The sequence below is a fragment of the Herbaspirillum sp. RV1423 genome (genome assembly GCF_000577615.1).
Lineage (GTDB): Bacteria > Pseudomonadota > Gammaproteobacteria > Burkholderiales > Burkholderiaceae_D > Herbaspirillum.
Map to the genome: position 1 here is coordinate 1 of NZ_CBXX010000048.1, position 15,470 is coordinate 15,470.

The 15,470-nt window shown below is 53.8% G+C and carries 12 protein-coding genes; 3 read left to right on the forward strand and 9 right to left on the reverse strand.

Features of this window, described 5'->3' with window-relative positions; genetic code table 11:
• Positions 1-1,289 (reverse strand): DUF4157 domain-containing protein (locus tag RV1423_RS30170; protein ID WP_155835300.1); only part of this gene is annotated, 1,289 nt, incomplete at its 3' end.
• 340 nt (positions 1,290-1,629) lie between these two features.
• Between RV1423_RS30170 and RV1423_RS29425 the strand changes: the two genes are divergently transcribed.
• Both RV1423_RS29425 and RV1423_RS25845 read left to right on the forward strand, forming a co-directional pair.
• Positions 1,630-3,645 (forward strand): DNA/RNA non-specific endonuclease, encoded by a 2,016-nt coding sequence (locus RV1423_RS29425; RefSeq protein ID WP_155835301.1) that lies wholly within the window; start codon positions 1,630-1,632, stop codon positions 3,643-3,645.
• Positions 3,632-5,206, forward strand: a complete 1,575-nt coding sequence (locus RV1423_RS25845; protein WP_034303289.1) for a hypothetical protein — start codon at positions 3,632-3,634, stop codon at positions 5,204-5,206. The genes RV1423_RS29425 and RV1423_RS25845 overlap by 14 nt, the downstream gene beginning before the upstream one ends.
• Positions 5,207-5,340: 134 nt before the next feature.
• Here RV1423_RS25845 and RV1423_RS25850 read toward each other — a convergent pair whose 3' ends face one another.
• On the reverse strand, positions 5,341-5,610 hold the full coding sequence (locus tag RV1423_RS25850; protein WP_034303291.1) for a helix-turn-helix domain-containing protein: 270 nt from the start codon (positions 5,608-5,610) through the stop codon (positions 5,341-5,343).
• Positions 5,611-5,749: 139 nt separating this feature from the next.
• On the opposite strand from RV1423_RS25850, the gene RV1423_RS25855 reads away from it, so the two are divergent.
• The gene (locus tag RV1423_RS25855) at positions 5,750-6,163 is read left to right on the forward strand and encodes a hypothetical protein (RefSeq protein ID WP_197035008.1); all 414 of its coding nucleotides are present in this window, start codon (positions 5,750-5,752) and stop codon (positions 6,161-6,163) included.
• A gap of 143 nt (positions 6,164-6,306) precedes the next feature.
• On the opposite strand, the gene RV1423_RS29430 is transcribed toward RV1423_RS25855, so the two are convergent.
• The 7 genes from RV1423_RS29430 to dnaN form a co-directional block, all read right to left on the reverse strand.
• Positions 6,307-6,720, reverse strand: coding sequence for a very short patch repair endonuclease (locus tag RV1423_RS29430; RefSeq protein ID WP_231502516.1), 414 nt, complete (start codon positions 6,718-6,720; stop codon positions 6,307-6,309).
• 121 nt (positions 6,721-6,841) lie between these two features.
• Positions 6,842-7,612: a DUF6339 family protein gene (locus tag RV1423_RS25860; protein WP_034303295.1), complete on the reverse strand. Its 771-nt coding sequence runs from the start codon at positions 7,610-7,612 to the stop codon at positions 6,842-6,844.
• Positions 7,609-8,481: a hypothetical protein gene (locus tag RV1423_RS30175; RefSeq protein ID WP_155835302.1), complete on the reverse strand. Its 873-nt coding sequence runs from the start codon at positions 8,479-8,481 to the stop codon at positions 7,609-7,611. Before RV1423_RS30175 ends, RV1423_RS25860 begins: the two co-directional genes overlap by 4 nt.
• Positions 8,471-10,408 (reverse strand): hypothetical protein, encoded by a 1,938-nt coding sequence (locus tag RV1423_RS25870; protein ID WP_155835303.1) that lies wholly within the window; start codon positions 10,406-10,408, stop codon positions 8,471-8,473. The genes RV1423_RS30175 and RV1423_RS25870 overlap by 11 nt, the downstream gene beginning before the upstream one ends.
• Entirely contained in the window at positions 10,363-11,433 is a 1,071-nt protein-coding gene (locus RV1423_RS29435; RefSeq protein ID WP_197035009.1) for a DNA cytosine methyltransferase, read from the reverse strand. The genes RV1423_RS25870 and RV1423_RS29435 overlap by 46 nt, the downstream gene beginning before the upstream one ends.
• 268 nt (positions 11,434-11,701) lie before the next feature.
• The gene (gyrB, locus tag RV1423_RS25880) at positions 11,702-14,209 is read right to left on the reverse strand and encodes a DNA topoisomerase (ATP-hydrolyzing) subunit B (RefSeq protein ID WP_034303299.1); all 2,508 of its coding nucleotides are present in this window, start codon (positions 14,207-14,209) and stop codon (positions 11,702-11,704) included.
• 150 nt (positions 14,210-14,359) lie between these two features.
• Entirely contained in the window at positions 14,360-15,466 is a 1,107-nt protein-coding gene (gene dnaN, locus RV1423_RS25885; RefSeq protein WP_034303301.1) for a DNA polymerase III subunit beta, read from the reverse strand.
• Positions 15,467-15,470: the final 4 nt, after the last annotated feature.

Sequence of the window (15,470 nt, forward strand, 5' to 3'; positions counted from 1 at the left end):
TGATAACCGCCGATCGACTGGGTGGCGGTATTCGAAATGAGTGCATTGGCGGGAAGCTCCACCGCATTGTCCTTGAGCAGGTTGATGTCGGCGGTCAGCAGTGACTTCAGGCTCAACACGATCCCGCTCAGATTGTTGATGCCTTTGACCGTCGTCTCATGCAGCGGAATCAACCAGGAAAAGAGCTGAACGACACGGTTGAAGCGTTCCGGATCGCGTTCGAACGATGCACGGCCGAGCCGCTTGAAAGGCCCGACCCATTCAGCCAGTTTCTTGTAGTTCCGGATGTAATCCGCATTTATTTTATTGATTTCTTCCTGATACACATCACGCCTGAAACTGGGTGTGCCCGGGATTTTCCCTGCCAGCAAGCCGTTGATGTCGTCACGCAACCCGCCATAGTCGTTGTTGATCTGGACGATTTGCTTGGAGGGACCCGCCTCGTGGAAATTCGCCTCGACCCCTTGGGCGAACTTGATACGTTGATAATGATGTTGCACGAGCTCGGGGCTGATGTCATGGATACTCTTGAGATGTTCGGCCAGCCAGTCAAACAGCGCCTGCTGGATCGACTCTTCTTGTCGGGAATCTGCCGCAGGCAGTATTTGAACGAGATATTTGGAGAGGCGGTCTACGTCCTCTTCGTCAAGCTCGCGCTGAACCGGAGCCTCGCCGCTGGCCGATGCGGTTGAGGTAAATCCCGGCGCCGCGTGCTGCGGGCCGGCCGCATCGTGCATCTGCAACGCCCGGGCACCCATCGCATCGGCTTCGCGTTCCAGATGGACATCGTCATTGACAGCGACGCCGCGTTTGGCCTGGATGGTTGGCCGGACCCGGCCCTGCGCTTGCTGCACCACGTGCCAGGCCTCATGCGGCAGATGCCGTTCCTGACCGGGAGCAAGATGGATATCGGTTCCCTGCGCGTAGGCCAGGGCGTTGAGTTGCGCCGGTTGCGTGGAGTTGTAGTGTACGCGCACGTTGTCCATCGACATACCCGAGAGGGATTCCACTGCCGATTTGAGTTGTGTCGGCAAACCGGTGCGATTGGCTTGCGGTGCTGATTCAAGGCGTTGGCTCACACCCTGAGGATCGTTTTGCAAGGTGTCGACCTGCGCTTTTTGCTGGTGAACCAAGGCGCCGTTGAGGGCGATTTCCTGCAGTTTTCGTTGCGCCGATTGCTGCGGGCGACGATCGATGAAAGCGTCTTCTTGCCGAGCACTTGTTGTTACCCGGGATTGGATAACGTGTTGGGCGCTGCGATCGTTTGCTTTTTCTATTTTCGTTTGCATCGCCTCTCCTGAATTTTTGCAGCATTTTCCGAGGAACAGCGGCACACGACGGCGTGTGATTGCGCAAATATACCAACAAATGCGTGATCAACCACATCCTTCTGAGGCGAATGGCGGGGGTGTTTCCGGCGAGACTATGACTGCCCTGAAGAAAGCCGGGATATTCCCATGCCGGACGGCCACGAACATGCAATTTTTGCGATCCATGCACCTGTTGTCGGCAACATGCATTGGGTACATAATTGTCAGCCGCAACCGTGCGGCCGATGACTGCCATCGTGCTTATCGACCGATAGTCGACCGATAGTTTTCATATCTCTTTCACCGCTCCAGGAGTTTGATGAAAGCGCCGCAATCGCCATCCCCCAAACAGGCCGATCGCCCCAGGCGGACTGAACCTCAACGTTCAGGGATGGAAGCGAGCGAATTCGTCGACAATCGCCCCCAGGCAGCGCTGCAGCGCAAGTACCAATCCATCGCCGACAACAGTCCGGCGACGCAGACTCAGCGACGACAAATGGCAAAGGCGAGCCCGCGAGAGTCCGCGCCATTGCAGGCGCGCGCCGCGGCCGGGACGGCGGTTGCGCAGCTTGCCGACGACGCCTCCGCCCGGACCTCGGGAACAGCAGGAGCAACGGGAGCAACAGGCGCAGGACTGCCCGGCGGCTTGAAGGCCGGCATCGAGTCGTTGTCCGGCATCGACATGGGAGACGTCAACGTCCACTACAACTCGCCTGAACCTGCGCAACTGCAGGCTCACGCCTATGCCCAGGGCAACGATATCCATCTGGCGCCGAGCCAGGAGCGACACTTGCCGCACGAGGCATGGCATGTGGTCCAGCAGAAGCAGGGCAGGGTGCAGGCCACCGTGCAGATGAAAACGGGCGTGGCCATCAACGACGACGCCAGCCTGGAACACGAGGCCGACGTCATGGGAGCGAAGGCGCTGGAGACTTCGTCGCGCGTGGGGGATGGCGTGGCCGACGCCGCGGCCGCCGATCCCGGCAGCGCCGCCGTGCAAAAGAAAGCGGCCGCCGGCGCGCCGCTGCAATTGGCGTCCACCTACACCGGTCCTGCCATCACGCCGGCCGCCGGCGCCTGGACCAACGTCAACTCGCCGATGAACGAAACCTTCACCTACGGCGCGGTGACTGCGCAGAACACCGCCAGTTCAGCCCACGCCGAACAGATCGACGGCGACTATGCCGGCAATCCGGTGGCGTCGGTGCCTGCGAATTGGTTGAAGTTCACCCAACTGGTCGGGCCGTATGCAATCAACAATCTGGTCCAGGGCCATTTGATCAATCAGAACATGGGCGGCGACGGCACCGCCCAGAATCTTGCGCCGCTAGGCGCAAGCGCCAATACCCGCCATTGGAATTCGGTGGAAAAGCCGATCCGCGACTGGCTGGCAATCGATCTGCACAACGTGGTCGACTACAAGGTGACGCCGGATTACAGCGGCGCGATGCCCGCGCTGAAGAACAAACTGATCAACGAGTACCAGGCCACCCTTGCCGAAGGCACCGCCGACACGCCAGTCAATTTGCGCGCCTGGGTGGGCACCTACATCGACGCCACCATTCCTTCCGCCCTTGGCATACAGGTAGCGTTTGCACAGACCAATCCGGATGACACCCGGGCGCGCAAGAAACCGGTGATTGTCGGCACCGTCAGCAACACGTTGAATTCGAACTATGGCGGCAACAACGTGACCGGCCTTTCGGGTGCGTACTCCGCCTTCCAGTTCGGCATCACCGACACCATCACCTACGGCGGCCTGGGCACCAACAATCGAGGCGTGTGGGGCTATGCCAAGATGATCGACAACCTGCACTTCGGCTCGCCGGTCGCGGCGGCGCCCACCAATTGGGACAAGTTCTTGCGCCTGGTCGGGCCGGACGCGACCTCCGGCTTCGTTCAGGGACACTTGATCAACCAGAAAATCGGCGGCCAGGGGATTGCCCGCAATCTCACGCCGCTCACCACCAGCGCCAACGCGGTGCACTCTTCCCGCGTCGAATCGCCGATCAAGAGCTGGCTGTCCAGGAAAGACACCGCCGCCGGCAACCGGCATCTGATCGAATACAAAGTGATCCCCGTCTACGGCGGCGCCGATCCCGCGCTGAAAGCCCATTTGCTCCAAGGCTTCGACGACACCAACGCGGAAGCAACCGGCGATACCCCGGTCAACCTGACTACCTGGCTGGACACCTATATCGACGCCACCTTCCCACGACAATTCGATGTCGACGTCCAGTTCATGCAATCCAACATGGACACTCCCCACCACGCCCGGGTCGTCAAGAAACATAAACCCCTGCTGCAAGGAAACGTAAGCAATGAGCCTGCCTGATCCCTCCGCACCGGATGACCATGTACCCTTCTCGGCATCGGAAGTCTGGCAGGATTTGCGTCGGTTTTATCAGACCCAGGGCATCGCCGCCTGGGACGACAAAGTGCCGTTCATGGCCAGCAGCCATGCCCTGCTGGCCGAATCGTACAGCCAGGCGATCCGCACCTTCTGGCTGGAAGCGCTGCCGGCGCCATCCCTGCCCTTGATCGTGCTGGAGCTGGGCGCGGGTCACGGCGCTTTCTCGTTCGCATTGCTTCAGCGGCTGTGCCAATGGCGCGAGCGGACCGGGCAGACGTTCCCGTTCGTCTACATCATGAGCGACCTGGCCGAAGCCAACGTGGCGTTCTGGCGCAGCCATCCGGCGCTGGCGCCCTATGTCGAAAGGAAATGCCTGGATTTTGCGGTATGGAATGCCGAAACCGACGCCCCTCTGGTAACCGAGATCCAGGCTATTCGCCTGGACCCTGCCGCGCCATGCGCGCAGCCCCTGGTGGTCGTGGCCAATTACTTGTTCGACAGTCTGGCGTGCGAGTACCTTCAGGTAAAAGACGACGTCATGTATCGCGGCTGGATGCCGCGCGACCCCGCGCTGCAGATGGCCGTGCAGGAGACGCATTTCCTGTTGCCGTCATTGCGGTTCTTCCCGATGCAGGAAGGCGAACTGCGCGACCCGCATGGATTGTTGCCCGGGCTTGGCGCCGCTTATGCCGGGCGCGACGACGCGGCGTCGTTCTTGTTTCCCGCCAGCGCCATTGGCGTGCTCGACCATTTTCGCAGCATCGCCGGCGCGACGTCGCTGTTCCTGGTGGCCGACAAGGGCAGTGCGCGTCCACGCGCATCGCTGCCCGCTGCCGCGCCGGTGCTGGCGATACACCACAGCCTGTCGGCCGAGGTGCCCTTCGACATATTGAGCGACTGGGCCCGCCGCTGCGGCGGCGATCCCTACGTCACCGTGACCGGGCAGCCGGTGCAACAGGCCGGATTCCTGTTCGCGGCCCAGGCCATGCCATGCACCAGGGAATTGCTGCGGCACCAGTTCGTCTCCTGTCCCGCCGGAGACGTATTCACGCTCATGCAGGCGCTGGCCGAACGCGGCGAAGAACAGACGCTGCGCACCCTCATCGCCTGCCTCAATGCCTGTCAGTGGGACACCTTCGTATTCGACAACCTGTACCCGTCGCTGCGTCGGCGTCTGGCGCTGGAGCCGCAACTGCCTCAGCAATTGGCCGACCTGCTGGACGGCATCGCCCGCATCGACGCGCAATATTATGCCTTCCCCGGCCGGCACGACACGTTTGGCCATATCGGCCAGCTCCTGCACATGCTGGGACAATCCAGAGCCGCGATCCACTTCTACCAGCGCGCCCGCACGGAAGGCCACGACCTGCCGGCAACCCGGCTGGCAATCGGCGAATGCCTGCTGGCGCTGGAAGACTGGCGCAACGCCCAGGGCTGGTTTGAAGCCGTGCTGGAAGAAGTGCCGGGACACTACCTGGCGCTCGGCTACCTGGATACGTGCAGGGAAAAGAGCGCTCTTGCCGGCGGCGGCGCGATCGCGTGATGCTTTGCGAATTGTCGGCTGACGGCTTCAGACAAACGAGCAGAAAAATTTGACCGTCGTTTAGTCGGCATTTCATACCAAGAATTAATTCCATCACCAAGCTTGATTGGCTCGAGTGGTCACACCCTGTTTGATTATTTTTTTGAGCTAATGCGGTCTTCAAGCGGCGCGAACAAATCAGGACTCACCAAATCCCTCAAGGGTACGCCGATGGCAATGGCGAGTTGTTCCATGTTGTCGATAGAGACGTTACGCATAGCGCGCTCCACTTCACTGACATAAGTGCGGCTGAGTTCTGCGCGAAGAGCAAGTTCTTCTTGAGAGATATCCTTCAACCGTCGAGCACGACGTAAATTTTGCGCAAATATTTCTCGTGCCGATATCGATGTTTTTGGGGTTTTCATTGCTGTAAGCATCAGGGCACCGACGCTTACAGTCCACTATCTATAGACAACTTAATTGCAATTATAAGGAACATAAAGATAAACTAGAGATATATTTCGATCACTATCTATCTCTTAACAATGAAGTCGCGCTTCAAATATGAGTCAGTCCACTATGGCCAAACAGATGAGTTTTTTCATCAATGCCTGGAAACATATGGCAGAGCTTGATGATTTTCTTGCGGAACAAGCCGCTGAAGCAGCGCGGCGTATCACGGAGAGATTTACGTTGAAGCAAAGACTGCATACGTTTGCAGCAGCGACAAGTGATTTCCGACTTGAGGTCATTGTGCGCAAGGAGTCAATCGCCGGAGAAAACAATGCAATTCATTCCTGCGCATTACTCGAACTTAGCCTGCCGACTGCATCTGTTTCGGCTTCCAAGGAGACCTATCTGCATGCGGTCGAGTTGCTGCGCGAGGCAACCGAGGAGGCAATGGCGGTGCCGCCTGTGTTGACGAGGATAGTGGTGCGGTTTCGGTGGGCTAGGAGGTATCGATGTGGGGTTAAATGAGTACTAACACCGCATCCGGAGAAGAGACTGTTCGTGCTATCGGCTGGGAGCGGGAGAAAGGTCTATCTGAAGGAAGTGCTTATTGCGCAGGGGTAGAGGTGAGCGTAGCTACTTCAATGTTACGGAAGTTTAGATTTTTTAGCCTATGCACGTTCTAAGAATCGTTTAATTCGACGTACAAGTTTATCGCGCTCTTTCAATTGGCATTCCCATATTACGAGTGGCTTCCATCCTTGCATACGCAACTCACATAGATAACGTCTATCCCGCAATACGTTAGATTGAATTTTCTGAGCCCAATAAGAAATATTAGAGGAGGGCAAACGACCACGTTGACATAAATGGTGATGCCAAAAGCAACCATGAACAAATATGACTTTTTGAAAACGAGGAAAAGTTAAATCTGGTTTTCCTGGAAGATCAGGTCGATGAAGCCTGTACCTATAACCTAGGCCATGCACAATTCGACGAACAACCATTTCCGGTTTTGTATTTTTGGCTTTGATACGAGCCATTATTGCGCTACGTTGCGCCTTGCTAAATACATCCACCATCATCTATAACTCTTTTCAAAGGAAGAACCGCATTAACTACTTGAGCACCCCTCCAAATCTAGCTTGAAACAAAGCCCTCAAAAAAATAAGTTAGATAGACACCAAAGAAAAGACAAATAGCAACCTACGTCGAAGCAGCCATAATTTCTCGCACCTTGCTTTCCAACTCAGCCTTGATATCTTCTTCCGTGAGTAGATCGAGGACTGCTATCCCACCAAGTCTGTTTAAATGTTTCATTAATGTGCGAAAATTTTCTCGTTGAGACAGGTCCCGACCTTCTGCTCTTTGATCTACTACAACTCGCAAGACCGCCTTGGTAACGGCCGGATTTCTAGAAAAACTGCGTTCAAGCAAGCTTTGCGCAATATCAAGCTTCTGAAGTAAGACGGCTGTTAATTCATACGGATTAGATCGAGTCGCATCATATGAGACATGCCCGTACCACCAAAGCCTTGCTATGCCGTTATGGACGAGAGCACGATCTCGATTTCCAGTAAAAAAATATCTATCTCGAATGTTTACCCCGATGTCCGTCGGTTTCGCAAACTCCTTCTGATAAGACTCAATAGGCCATCTTTTCCGCATATAGTCCCAGAATTGGACGTGCGTAAGCCACGCCCAAAGACGCTCATCCGTTGCCTGGGCAATATTCAGGTGTCGAAGCGCAGTGTGCAGTCGAATAGTATTTTCTAGGTCATGATGAGAATTGTTGTCGGGATTTAGAAGCTCAAAATTTGCTGGGAATAACAAAGATGTTTCTGATGACCAAGGCGCGGCACCAAAAAACTCCTCAACCCAACTTTCATCATTATTGTATTTTGCCAATAAATTAAGAAGATTCGCATGAAGCTGATCAAGATGTGCTTGCCGAAAACATTTCACTTTTGTTGTCATTCTTCTTCATCCCCCGAGTATTCAAGCACAGTTATAAGAGCTCTCGTGCCCAAAAGCAATGGATTTCCCAGCAATTTTTGAGCAATGACAAGCGTCGAATCATTAAAGCCACTAGAACCTTCTTCAATCGAATAACCATGTTCTTTCAGCTTATTAGATAACACGCGATACCACCGACGCTCCTCGAATTCTGTTACCGAACCGCTACTAATGGTCTCGAGCAACGATATTAGCGCTGGCACGATAATCATGCTTGATAGAATATGTGGAGTAGCTGTATCAACAGCTAGTTTTTTATAAGCACGATGCATCTCATCGGACAAATAAATGACAATTTTGTGTCCAGTAAGATTAATGTCAATTGGTGGCGGATTATCAGCCAAGTTTGGCATGATTCTAAAAATGGACGGCAATTTGCGAAGAGGATCGTATTCCTTCTCGGCGATGAATGTCCTATCCTTATCGACCGCAAGAACATCTCCTTTCCGAATCTTAAAAGTTCGGCCACCGAAATCAGGATGAAACTCTTCGCTCGCATAGTCTATATTTCTCGCTGCTACGATAAATGAGCAAAGATTAACTCGACCGTCCAACTCATCGCTAGAAATTTCAACACTAAATCTGTCATCTTTAGACGTGAAAATTCGTCGGTAGCGTGTCGCGTTACATTCTATGTGGATTCCGTGAACTGCATCGCCTGCCTCTAGTAATTTGAGTAACCCAGGACTGCTGGTTTTAGATGTCACAGCAAATTGATATGTCGTACGTGAAACGGATGTCAATACATTCGTTTGATATAGACAACGGACATAGTCGTCCGAAAAGTAAGACAAAACTGGATGAGGATATACCCGGTAATTAACTTGCATGAGCTGACACCTCCATAGCACAACGAAGATGCTCTTTAAGTATGACCTTCAACTCCTTCTTTTGCCCTTGAACAAAGGTAATAGGACCGATCGTTCCTTCGCGGGGAACCGCATACTGCTCCCCGGACGCAACATCAACAACAGATGCAATTGGAGCGGCTTCATTTCCGACTTCACCAACAACATTGAGTTGAATTGTGCCGTCACCACTTAAATCAGGTGTGTAAGCAAGCATATATTCGCCTGTACTTGAATCGCTACAGAACAACCTAAGACGCTGTAAATTTACCCGTGATGCTTTTACGCTTATATCGGGCCCATCGCCACTAACGGTTCCAGATTGGCCATCTTGGCCTGTCCCATTCACACCTTCTTGACCAGGAACGAGCACCCCGTCGCCATTGACTCCGTTGCGATTGCCTGACGAGTCAACTCCTGCAACTGAATTGTCTTCCCCTTCGTCAGACTCGCCCGTTGTAGGTCGATGTGCAGACGGACTCGTTGCACGAACTTGCATTTCAACTGGCCGTGGATGAGCATCGCCCTCATCCGAATTATCAGTTTCATTTTTGCCGTCTTCATTATCAAGATCATCCGGAAGAAACTGTCCGATACCTTCAGGATCGATTTCTTCCGACTCAGTTGTTGCTGACAGCTCCCGAATCTTATCTACAATCCAGCTATGCATTTTTTGTAAAACGCTTCGGGCATACGGAACGTCTTCAGCATGCCGTTCTGGCTCCCAGTCATCGTGCGCTGGCGGTTCTAACGATGTTAAGAAAGTGTTGAGCTTTTCCCCTCTAGCAATAAACACCGCCGAAAATCGAAGAGGCGTTTTAAACCGTTTCTTGATATACACAAGCATGCCAGATTGTCGAACCATCGCAACTTGCTTTGGTAGGTCCTCGCCTATTACGACATTGAGCTCAATTTGCCCCATGCCGAGGAAATTCTCATCAAAAAAAACATGCGAATCTTCGTCAATCAAAGTTCGATAGAAACCAATTGTTTCAGATGCACCTTTTCTTTCAACAAGTTGTTCCATTAGTTGCGGTAAGGTAGTTTGATCGATGCGGATTTCTCCGACATGGACACTTAACTTGCCATCATGAATTGAAACGAAAAAATTTTTAATTACAGAAAGAGCGACACGTTCGTCCCAATCGTCCCCGTAGATAAATCCAGGAATAAAAATGTCCGTCCCAAATCTGCGACGCCGATAAAAATCGTCTAAGGTATCAACATCTAAAATCGGTTGCAGTTTCCCTTTTTCCCCAAAATAACCAGTCCCTTGAGTTGCTTCGCCACTTTTGTCTAGATGCGTAACAAGTTTCGCCACTCCTTGGAATGCCGTCGTCTTATCTTCTTCGACCTTTGTGCCATAAAACACCGTTCGAAAGGCGCTACATGCAAATGGGGCGTGTTTTCCGATACCAAAGGAGCCATCTTTTCCTTCACGCTTGTCCGATGCACCGACTGACTTCGTCAGCTTATGCCAATCCTTTCCACGTGGTTCTGCCGCTCCAGCCAAACCCTTAGTGTTGTAATCACTAATCTTTAAAAAGGTAATATTTTCCTGATTTAGCAACTGCTTCGCATGAGCGAAGAATTTGCGCGATTTCGCGTTCTCACTCCAATATTCTCCGCAAGAATTCAGTATCTTTGAAAATTCGCTAACACCCGGGAAAAGCTCACGTGGTACATCGTAAAGCGCAAACTCCACTACGACCGGTTTTGTAGCATCCATTGCTGCATCACGGCTATTTTGTATAACTTCTCTTGCCAGGGATTCTAGAGGACGACTAAGAAAAGTTTCGATTCCTGGATCATTCAACCCATCTTCGCTCCCATAATTATTAGGAGGGAATTTCCACCCTATACTCATTTCAAGCCTTTCTTTAAATTTTCTTTTAATTGACGTAGGCACTCTTTAGCTAGTTTTTGAACTAATGGGACGGTAACGGCATTTCCAATCTGTTTGTATTTTTGGGTTTTAGAAAGCTCCGCAGGAAACGTAAATCTGGTGTCACTGAAGCCTTGAAGACGTAAGCATTCGCGTGGACTCAGTTGGCGAATGCCCCATGGGTCTTTCACGACAGGAACGTTGTGTCCCCCTTCTCCCATGTTTGCAGTCAAAGTAAAAAATGAGTCTGATTTATTTTCCCGAACATAATGTCTTCGAAGTAAATAGACTGAATCTGATTTACCTGTTGCCATAGATTCAGCAAAAAGACGACCATATTGAGACTCCTCGTCAAAGTAGAGGTCTGCTTCCGCCTTTTCGTTAGTCATTAGTATGTCTGCTCTCGACTTCTGTATTGGTACTGGTTCTGGAAATTGAAAATCATTGAAATCAAATGCATCCCAAGAAAAAGCGACCATAAATAGCCGTTCTCGGTTCTGTGGTATGTCAGTATGAGTTCTTGTATTTAATACTGTTGAATTCCAAGGCATAAACCAGTAGCCCGCCGACTGAATTTCGTCCGAAATCCGTGTGAAAACTTGTCCCTTGTCGTGACTCAATAAATTGCGCACATTCTCGAATAGTAGAATCTTTGGCCTATCCTGCCCGAACTCTTTTAGCAATCGAATAATTTCAAAAAAGAGCTTTCCTCGAGGATCGTTAAATCCTTTTTTTGCTCCAGCTACGGAGAACGGCTGACATGGAAATCCTGCCGTTAGTACATCGACAGGTTCTAAATGATCTTTAACGACCGATAGAGAAGTAATCGACTTCTCAATAAGCTTTACATCTGAATGGTTATGACGATATGTTCTTGCAGCAAACTGATCGAGTTCATTTGCCCAAACAACACGAAATCCTTCATTTTTAAATGCACTGCAAAAACCACCAATGCCCGCAAAGAGACTGGCAACTGTGGGGGCTGTGGTATCCCTTGTTTCTATAATTGGCGGAATCTCCGCAACATCTAATGACGAATCAATTAACATTTCTTGTCTCAACTTCATTTGTTCTAAAAGAAGAACTTGATTTCGTCCAAGCCTGATTCATCATGAAATGAAGTCTTGGTGAAATGGTCATGAGGAGTTTGCATCAAGCTACTGACAAAAATTTCTTAATAATCAGAGACCGTTACGATCACAAAAATTCCATGCGAGCAGGCCAACAATGCGCAAGCAAGTCGGGACACAACAATATAAATGCTATCTACTAGTTATGCATCTATACTAAAAAATGCATTGCACTATCTATGTTTCATTAAACATCAATATTCCCAGCCTGCAACGCATTCAACTCAATAAACGCCCGGCGCGGTTCCACGTCGTCGCCCATCAGCGTCATGAAAATCTGATCCGCGGCGATCGCGTCTTCGATCTGGACTTTGAGCAGGCGACGCACGGTCGGGTCCATCGTGGTTTCCCACAGTTGTTCCGGGTTCATTTCACCGAGACCTTTGTAGCGCTGCTTGCTGACGCCGCGTTCGGCTTCGTCGCGTAGCCATGCCATGGCCTGGTGGAAGTCGGCGATGGCGCTTTCCTTGATCTTGTCGCCGGTGCCGCGGCGAACCAGGGCGCCGCGTCCGATCAGGCCCCTGAAGGTGGCTGCGGCGTTGGTCAACACCTGGTAGTCGGGGCCGTTGACGAAGTCGCCGTCGATGGCGCTGACCTTGATGTTGCCGTGGTACAGGCGCTGGATGCGCAGGGTGTGCTTGTCGGTCAGTTCGTCGGATTTGACGATGACGTCGACGCCGGGTTCGTTGATGGCTTTTTTCAGTTCGGCGGCGGATTGCGCGGCTTCTGCGGCGGTACCGAGCTTGAGCGTGACGCCGGTCATGATGGCCGACAGCGCGGCGTCGTCGACCATGCGCGACAGGCGCATGATGATGGCGTTGGCGGTGTTGTACTGGCGGACCAGTTCGGTCAGCGGGGCGCCGCTGATCGGGGCCGCGCCTTCGCTGGGGATGAGTTCGGCGTCGTTGAGGGCGATCTGCATCATGTAGTGCGCTTCTTCGACGTCGTCCTTGAGGTAGCGCTCGTCCTTGCCGGCCTTGACCTTGTAGAGCGGCGGCTGGGCGATGTAGATGTGGCCGCGCTCGACCAGTTGTGGCATCTGGCGATAGAAGAGGGTGAGCAGCAGGGTGCGGATGTGGGCGCCGTCGACGTCGGCGTCGGTCATGATGATGATGCGGTGGTAGCGCAGCTTGTCGATGTTGAATTCGTCAGGGCCGATGCTGGTGCCGAGGGTGGCGATCAGGGTGGTGATCTGCTCGGAGGAGAGCATCTTTTCGAAGCGGGCTTTTTCGACGTTGAGGACCTTGCCGCGCAGCGGCAGGATGGCCTGGAATTTGCGGTCGCGACCCTGCTTGGCGGAGCCGCCGGCGGAGTCGCCCTCGACGATGTAGAGTTCGCACAGGGCGGGGTCTTTTTCCTGGCAGTCGGCGAGTTTGGCGGAGAGGCCGAGGCCGTCCATGACGCCTTTGCGGCGCGTGAGTTCGCGCGCTTTGCGGGCGGCTTCACGGGCGCGGGCGGCTTCGACGATCTTGCCGCAGATGATCTTGGCGTCGTTGGGTTTTTCTTGCAGGAAGTCGGTGAGGGTCTTGGCGACGATTTCTTCGACGGGGCCGCGCACTTCGCTGGAGACGAGTTTGTCCTTGGTCTGGGAGCTGAACTTGGGCTCGGGGACCTTGACGGAGAGGACGCAGGTGAGGCCTTCGCGCATGTCGTCGCCGGAGATTTCGACCTTGGCTTTTTTGGCGAAGTCGTTTTCGTCGATGTATTTGTTGATGACGCGGGTCATCGCGGCGCGCAGGCCGGTCAGGTGGGTGCCGCCGTCGCGCTGCGGGATGTTGTTGGTGAAGCAGAGCACTTGTTCGTTGTAGGCGTCGTTCCATTGCATGGAGACGTCGACGGTGATGTTGGTGTTCTGGTCTGACATTCTTTCGCCGGTGGCTTGGAAGATGGTCGGGTTGAGAACGCTTTTGTTCTTGTTGATGTATTCGACGAAGCCGCGGGTGCCGCCTTCGAAGGCGAAGTCTTCTTCCTTGCCGGTGCGTTGGTCGGTGAGGCGGATGTGCACGCCGTTGTTGAGGAAGGAGAGTTCGCGGATGCGCTTGGCGAGGATCTCGTAGTGGAATTCGACGTGGGTGAAGATTTCTTCGTCAGCCCAGAAGTGGACTTCGGTGCCGCGCTTGTCGGTGTCGCCGATGACTTTGATCGGGGAGACCTGGACGCCGTCGAGGATTTCGATCTGGCGGTCTTGGGGGATGCCGCGCACGAATTCCATGGCGTAGGTCTTGCCGTCGCGGCGGATGGTCAGGCGCAGCAGTTTGGACAGGCCGTTGACGCAGGAGACGCCGACGCCGTGCAGGCCGCCGGAGACTTTGTAGGAGTTCTGGTCGAACTTGCCGCCGGCGTGGAGCTCGGTCATGACGATTTCTGCGGCGCTGCGCTTGGGTTCGTGCTTGTCGTCGAGCTTGATGCCGGTGGGGATGCCGCGGCCGTTGTCGGTGACGGAGATCGAGTTGTCGGAGTGGATGGTGACGTGGATCTCGGTGCAGTGGCCGGCGAGCGCTTCGTCGATGGAGTTGTCGAGGACTTCGAAGACGAGGTGGTGCAGGCCGGTGCCGTCGGAGGTGTCGCCGATGTACATGCCCGGGCGTTTGCGCACCGCTTCCAAACCTTCCAGAATCTGGATGGAGGAGGCTCCATATTGACTTTGTTGCGGTTGATTGGTGTTGTCTGCTGGTGCTGGGGACGTTGGGGACATGGCTACCTTCTGAAAAAACTAACGGAACTGCCTGACTGACGACTAAGGAATTGCAAGGAAACTACGTAAAACCGGATGAAAATGGAATTCTTAAAAGTGGCGAAGGGCCGTCTTATGCACGGCCCCTCGTCTGCTTTCGGCTAACTGAAATCAGATGCGCATCGGCATGACGACGTACTTGAAATCGGCATTGTCGGGGATGGTGATCAATGCGGATGAGTTGGCGTCGCCGAGGGCGATGTTGACGTAGTCGCCCTTGAGGTTGTTCAAGACGTCGAGCAGGTAGGTGACGTTGAAGCCGATGTCGACGCTGTCGCCGCCGTAGTCGATCTCGAGTTCTTCAACCGCTTCTTCCTGGTCGGCGTTGGTGGAGCTGATCTTGAGGCTGCCCGGCGCGACGACCCAGCGCACGCCCTTGAACTTGTCGCTGGTCATGATGGCGGCGCGTTGCAGCGAGCGCAGCAGTTGTTCGCGGCCGATGGTGAAGTTGTTCTTGTAGCCCTTGGGCACCACGCGGGTGTAGTCGGGGAACTTGCCTTCGACCAGCTTGGAGATGAGTTCGATGTCGGCGAAGGTGAGCTTGACCTGGTTGTTGGCGATCTCGAGCTGGACGGGGTCGTCGTTTTCTTCGAGCAGGCGTTGCAGTTCGATGATGGTCTTGCGCGGGATGATGACTTCCTGGCGCGGGAAATCCTGTTCGGTCGCGACCTGGCAGAAGGCGAGGCGGTGGCCGTCGGTGGCGACGGCGATGACGTTCTTGCCTTCGACGACGAGCAGCAGGCCGTTGAGGTAGTAGCGGATGTCTTGCTGCGCCATCGAGAAGTGGACCATGTTGAACAGGTGCTTCAGGGTTTTTTGGGGCAGCGTGACCTGGGCGTTGTAGTGCTCGGCCTGGGCGACGGTGGGGAATTCTTCGGCGGCCAGGGTCTGCAGGGCGAAACGCGATTTGCCCGATTGCACGGTGAGGCGCTTGTTGGACAGCGTGACGGAAACGTCGCCGGAGTCGGGCAGGGCGCGCAGGATGTCGAGCAGCTTGCGCGCGGCGACGGTGGTGGCGGTGACTTCGCTGCCGGAGCCGACTTCGGCGTGCGTGGTGATCTGCACTTCGATGTCGGTGGACAGGAAAGACACTTTTTCGCCGTCCTTGCGAATGAGGATATTGGCCAGAATCGGCAATGTGTGCCGACGCTCGACAATACCGCTCACTATTTGCAGTGGCCGGAGAAGCGTATCTCGTTGGGTTTTGACCAATTGCATAGTC

Coding starts and splice junctions, on each gene's coding strand:
- RV1423_RS29425 (WP_155835301.1), top strand. CDS start 1,630: ATGAAAGCGCCGCAATCGCCATCCCCCAAACAGGCCGATCGCCCCAGG.
- RV1423_RS25845 (WP_034303289.1), top strand. CDS start 3,632: ATGAGCCTGCCTGATCCCTCCGCACCGGATGACCATGTACCCTTCTCG.
- RV1423_RS25850 (WP_034303291.1), bottom strand. CDS start 5,610: ATGAAAACCCCAAAAACATCGATATCGGCACGAGAAATATTTGCGCAA.
- RV1423_RS25855 (WP_197035008.1), top strand. CDS start 5,750: ATGAGTCAGTCCACTATGGCCAAACAGATGAGTTTTTTCATCAATGCC.
- RV1423_RS29430 (WP_231502516.1), bottom strand. CDS start 6,720: ATGATGGTGGATGTATTTAGCAAGGCGCAACGTAGCGCAATAATGGCT.
- RV1423_RS25860 (WP_034303295.1), bottom strand. CDS start 7,612: ATGACAACAAAAGTGAAATGTTTTCGGCAAGCACATCTTGATCAGCTT.
- RV1423_RS30175 (WP_155835302.1), bottom strand. CDS start 8,481: ATGCAAGTTAATTACCGGGTATATCCTCATCCAGTTTTGTCTTACTTT.
- RV1423_RS29435 (WP_197035009.1), bottom strand. CDS start 11,433: ATGTTAATTGATTCGTCATTAGATGTTGCGGAGATTCCGCCAATTATA.
- gyrB (WP_034303299.1), bottom strand. CDS start 14,209: ATGTCCCCAACGTCCCCAGCACCAGCAGACAACACCAATCAACCGCAA.
- dnaN (WP_034303301.1), bottom strand. CDS start 15,466: ATGCAATTGGTCAAAACCCAACGAGATACGCTTCTCCGGCCACTGCAA.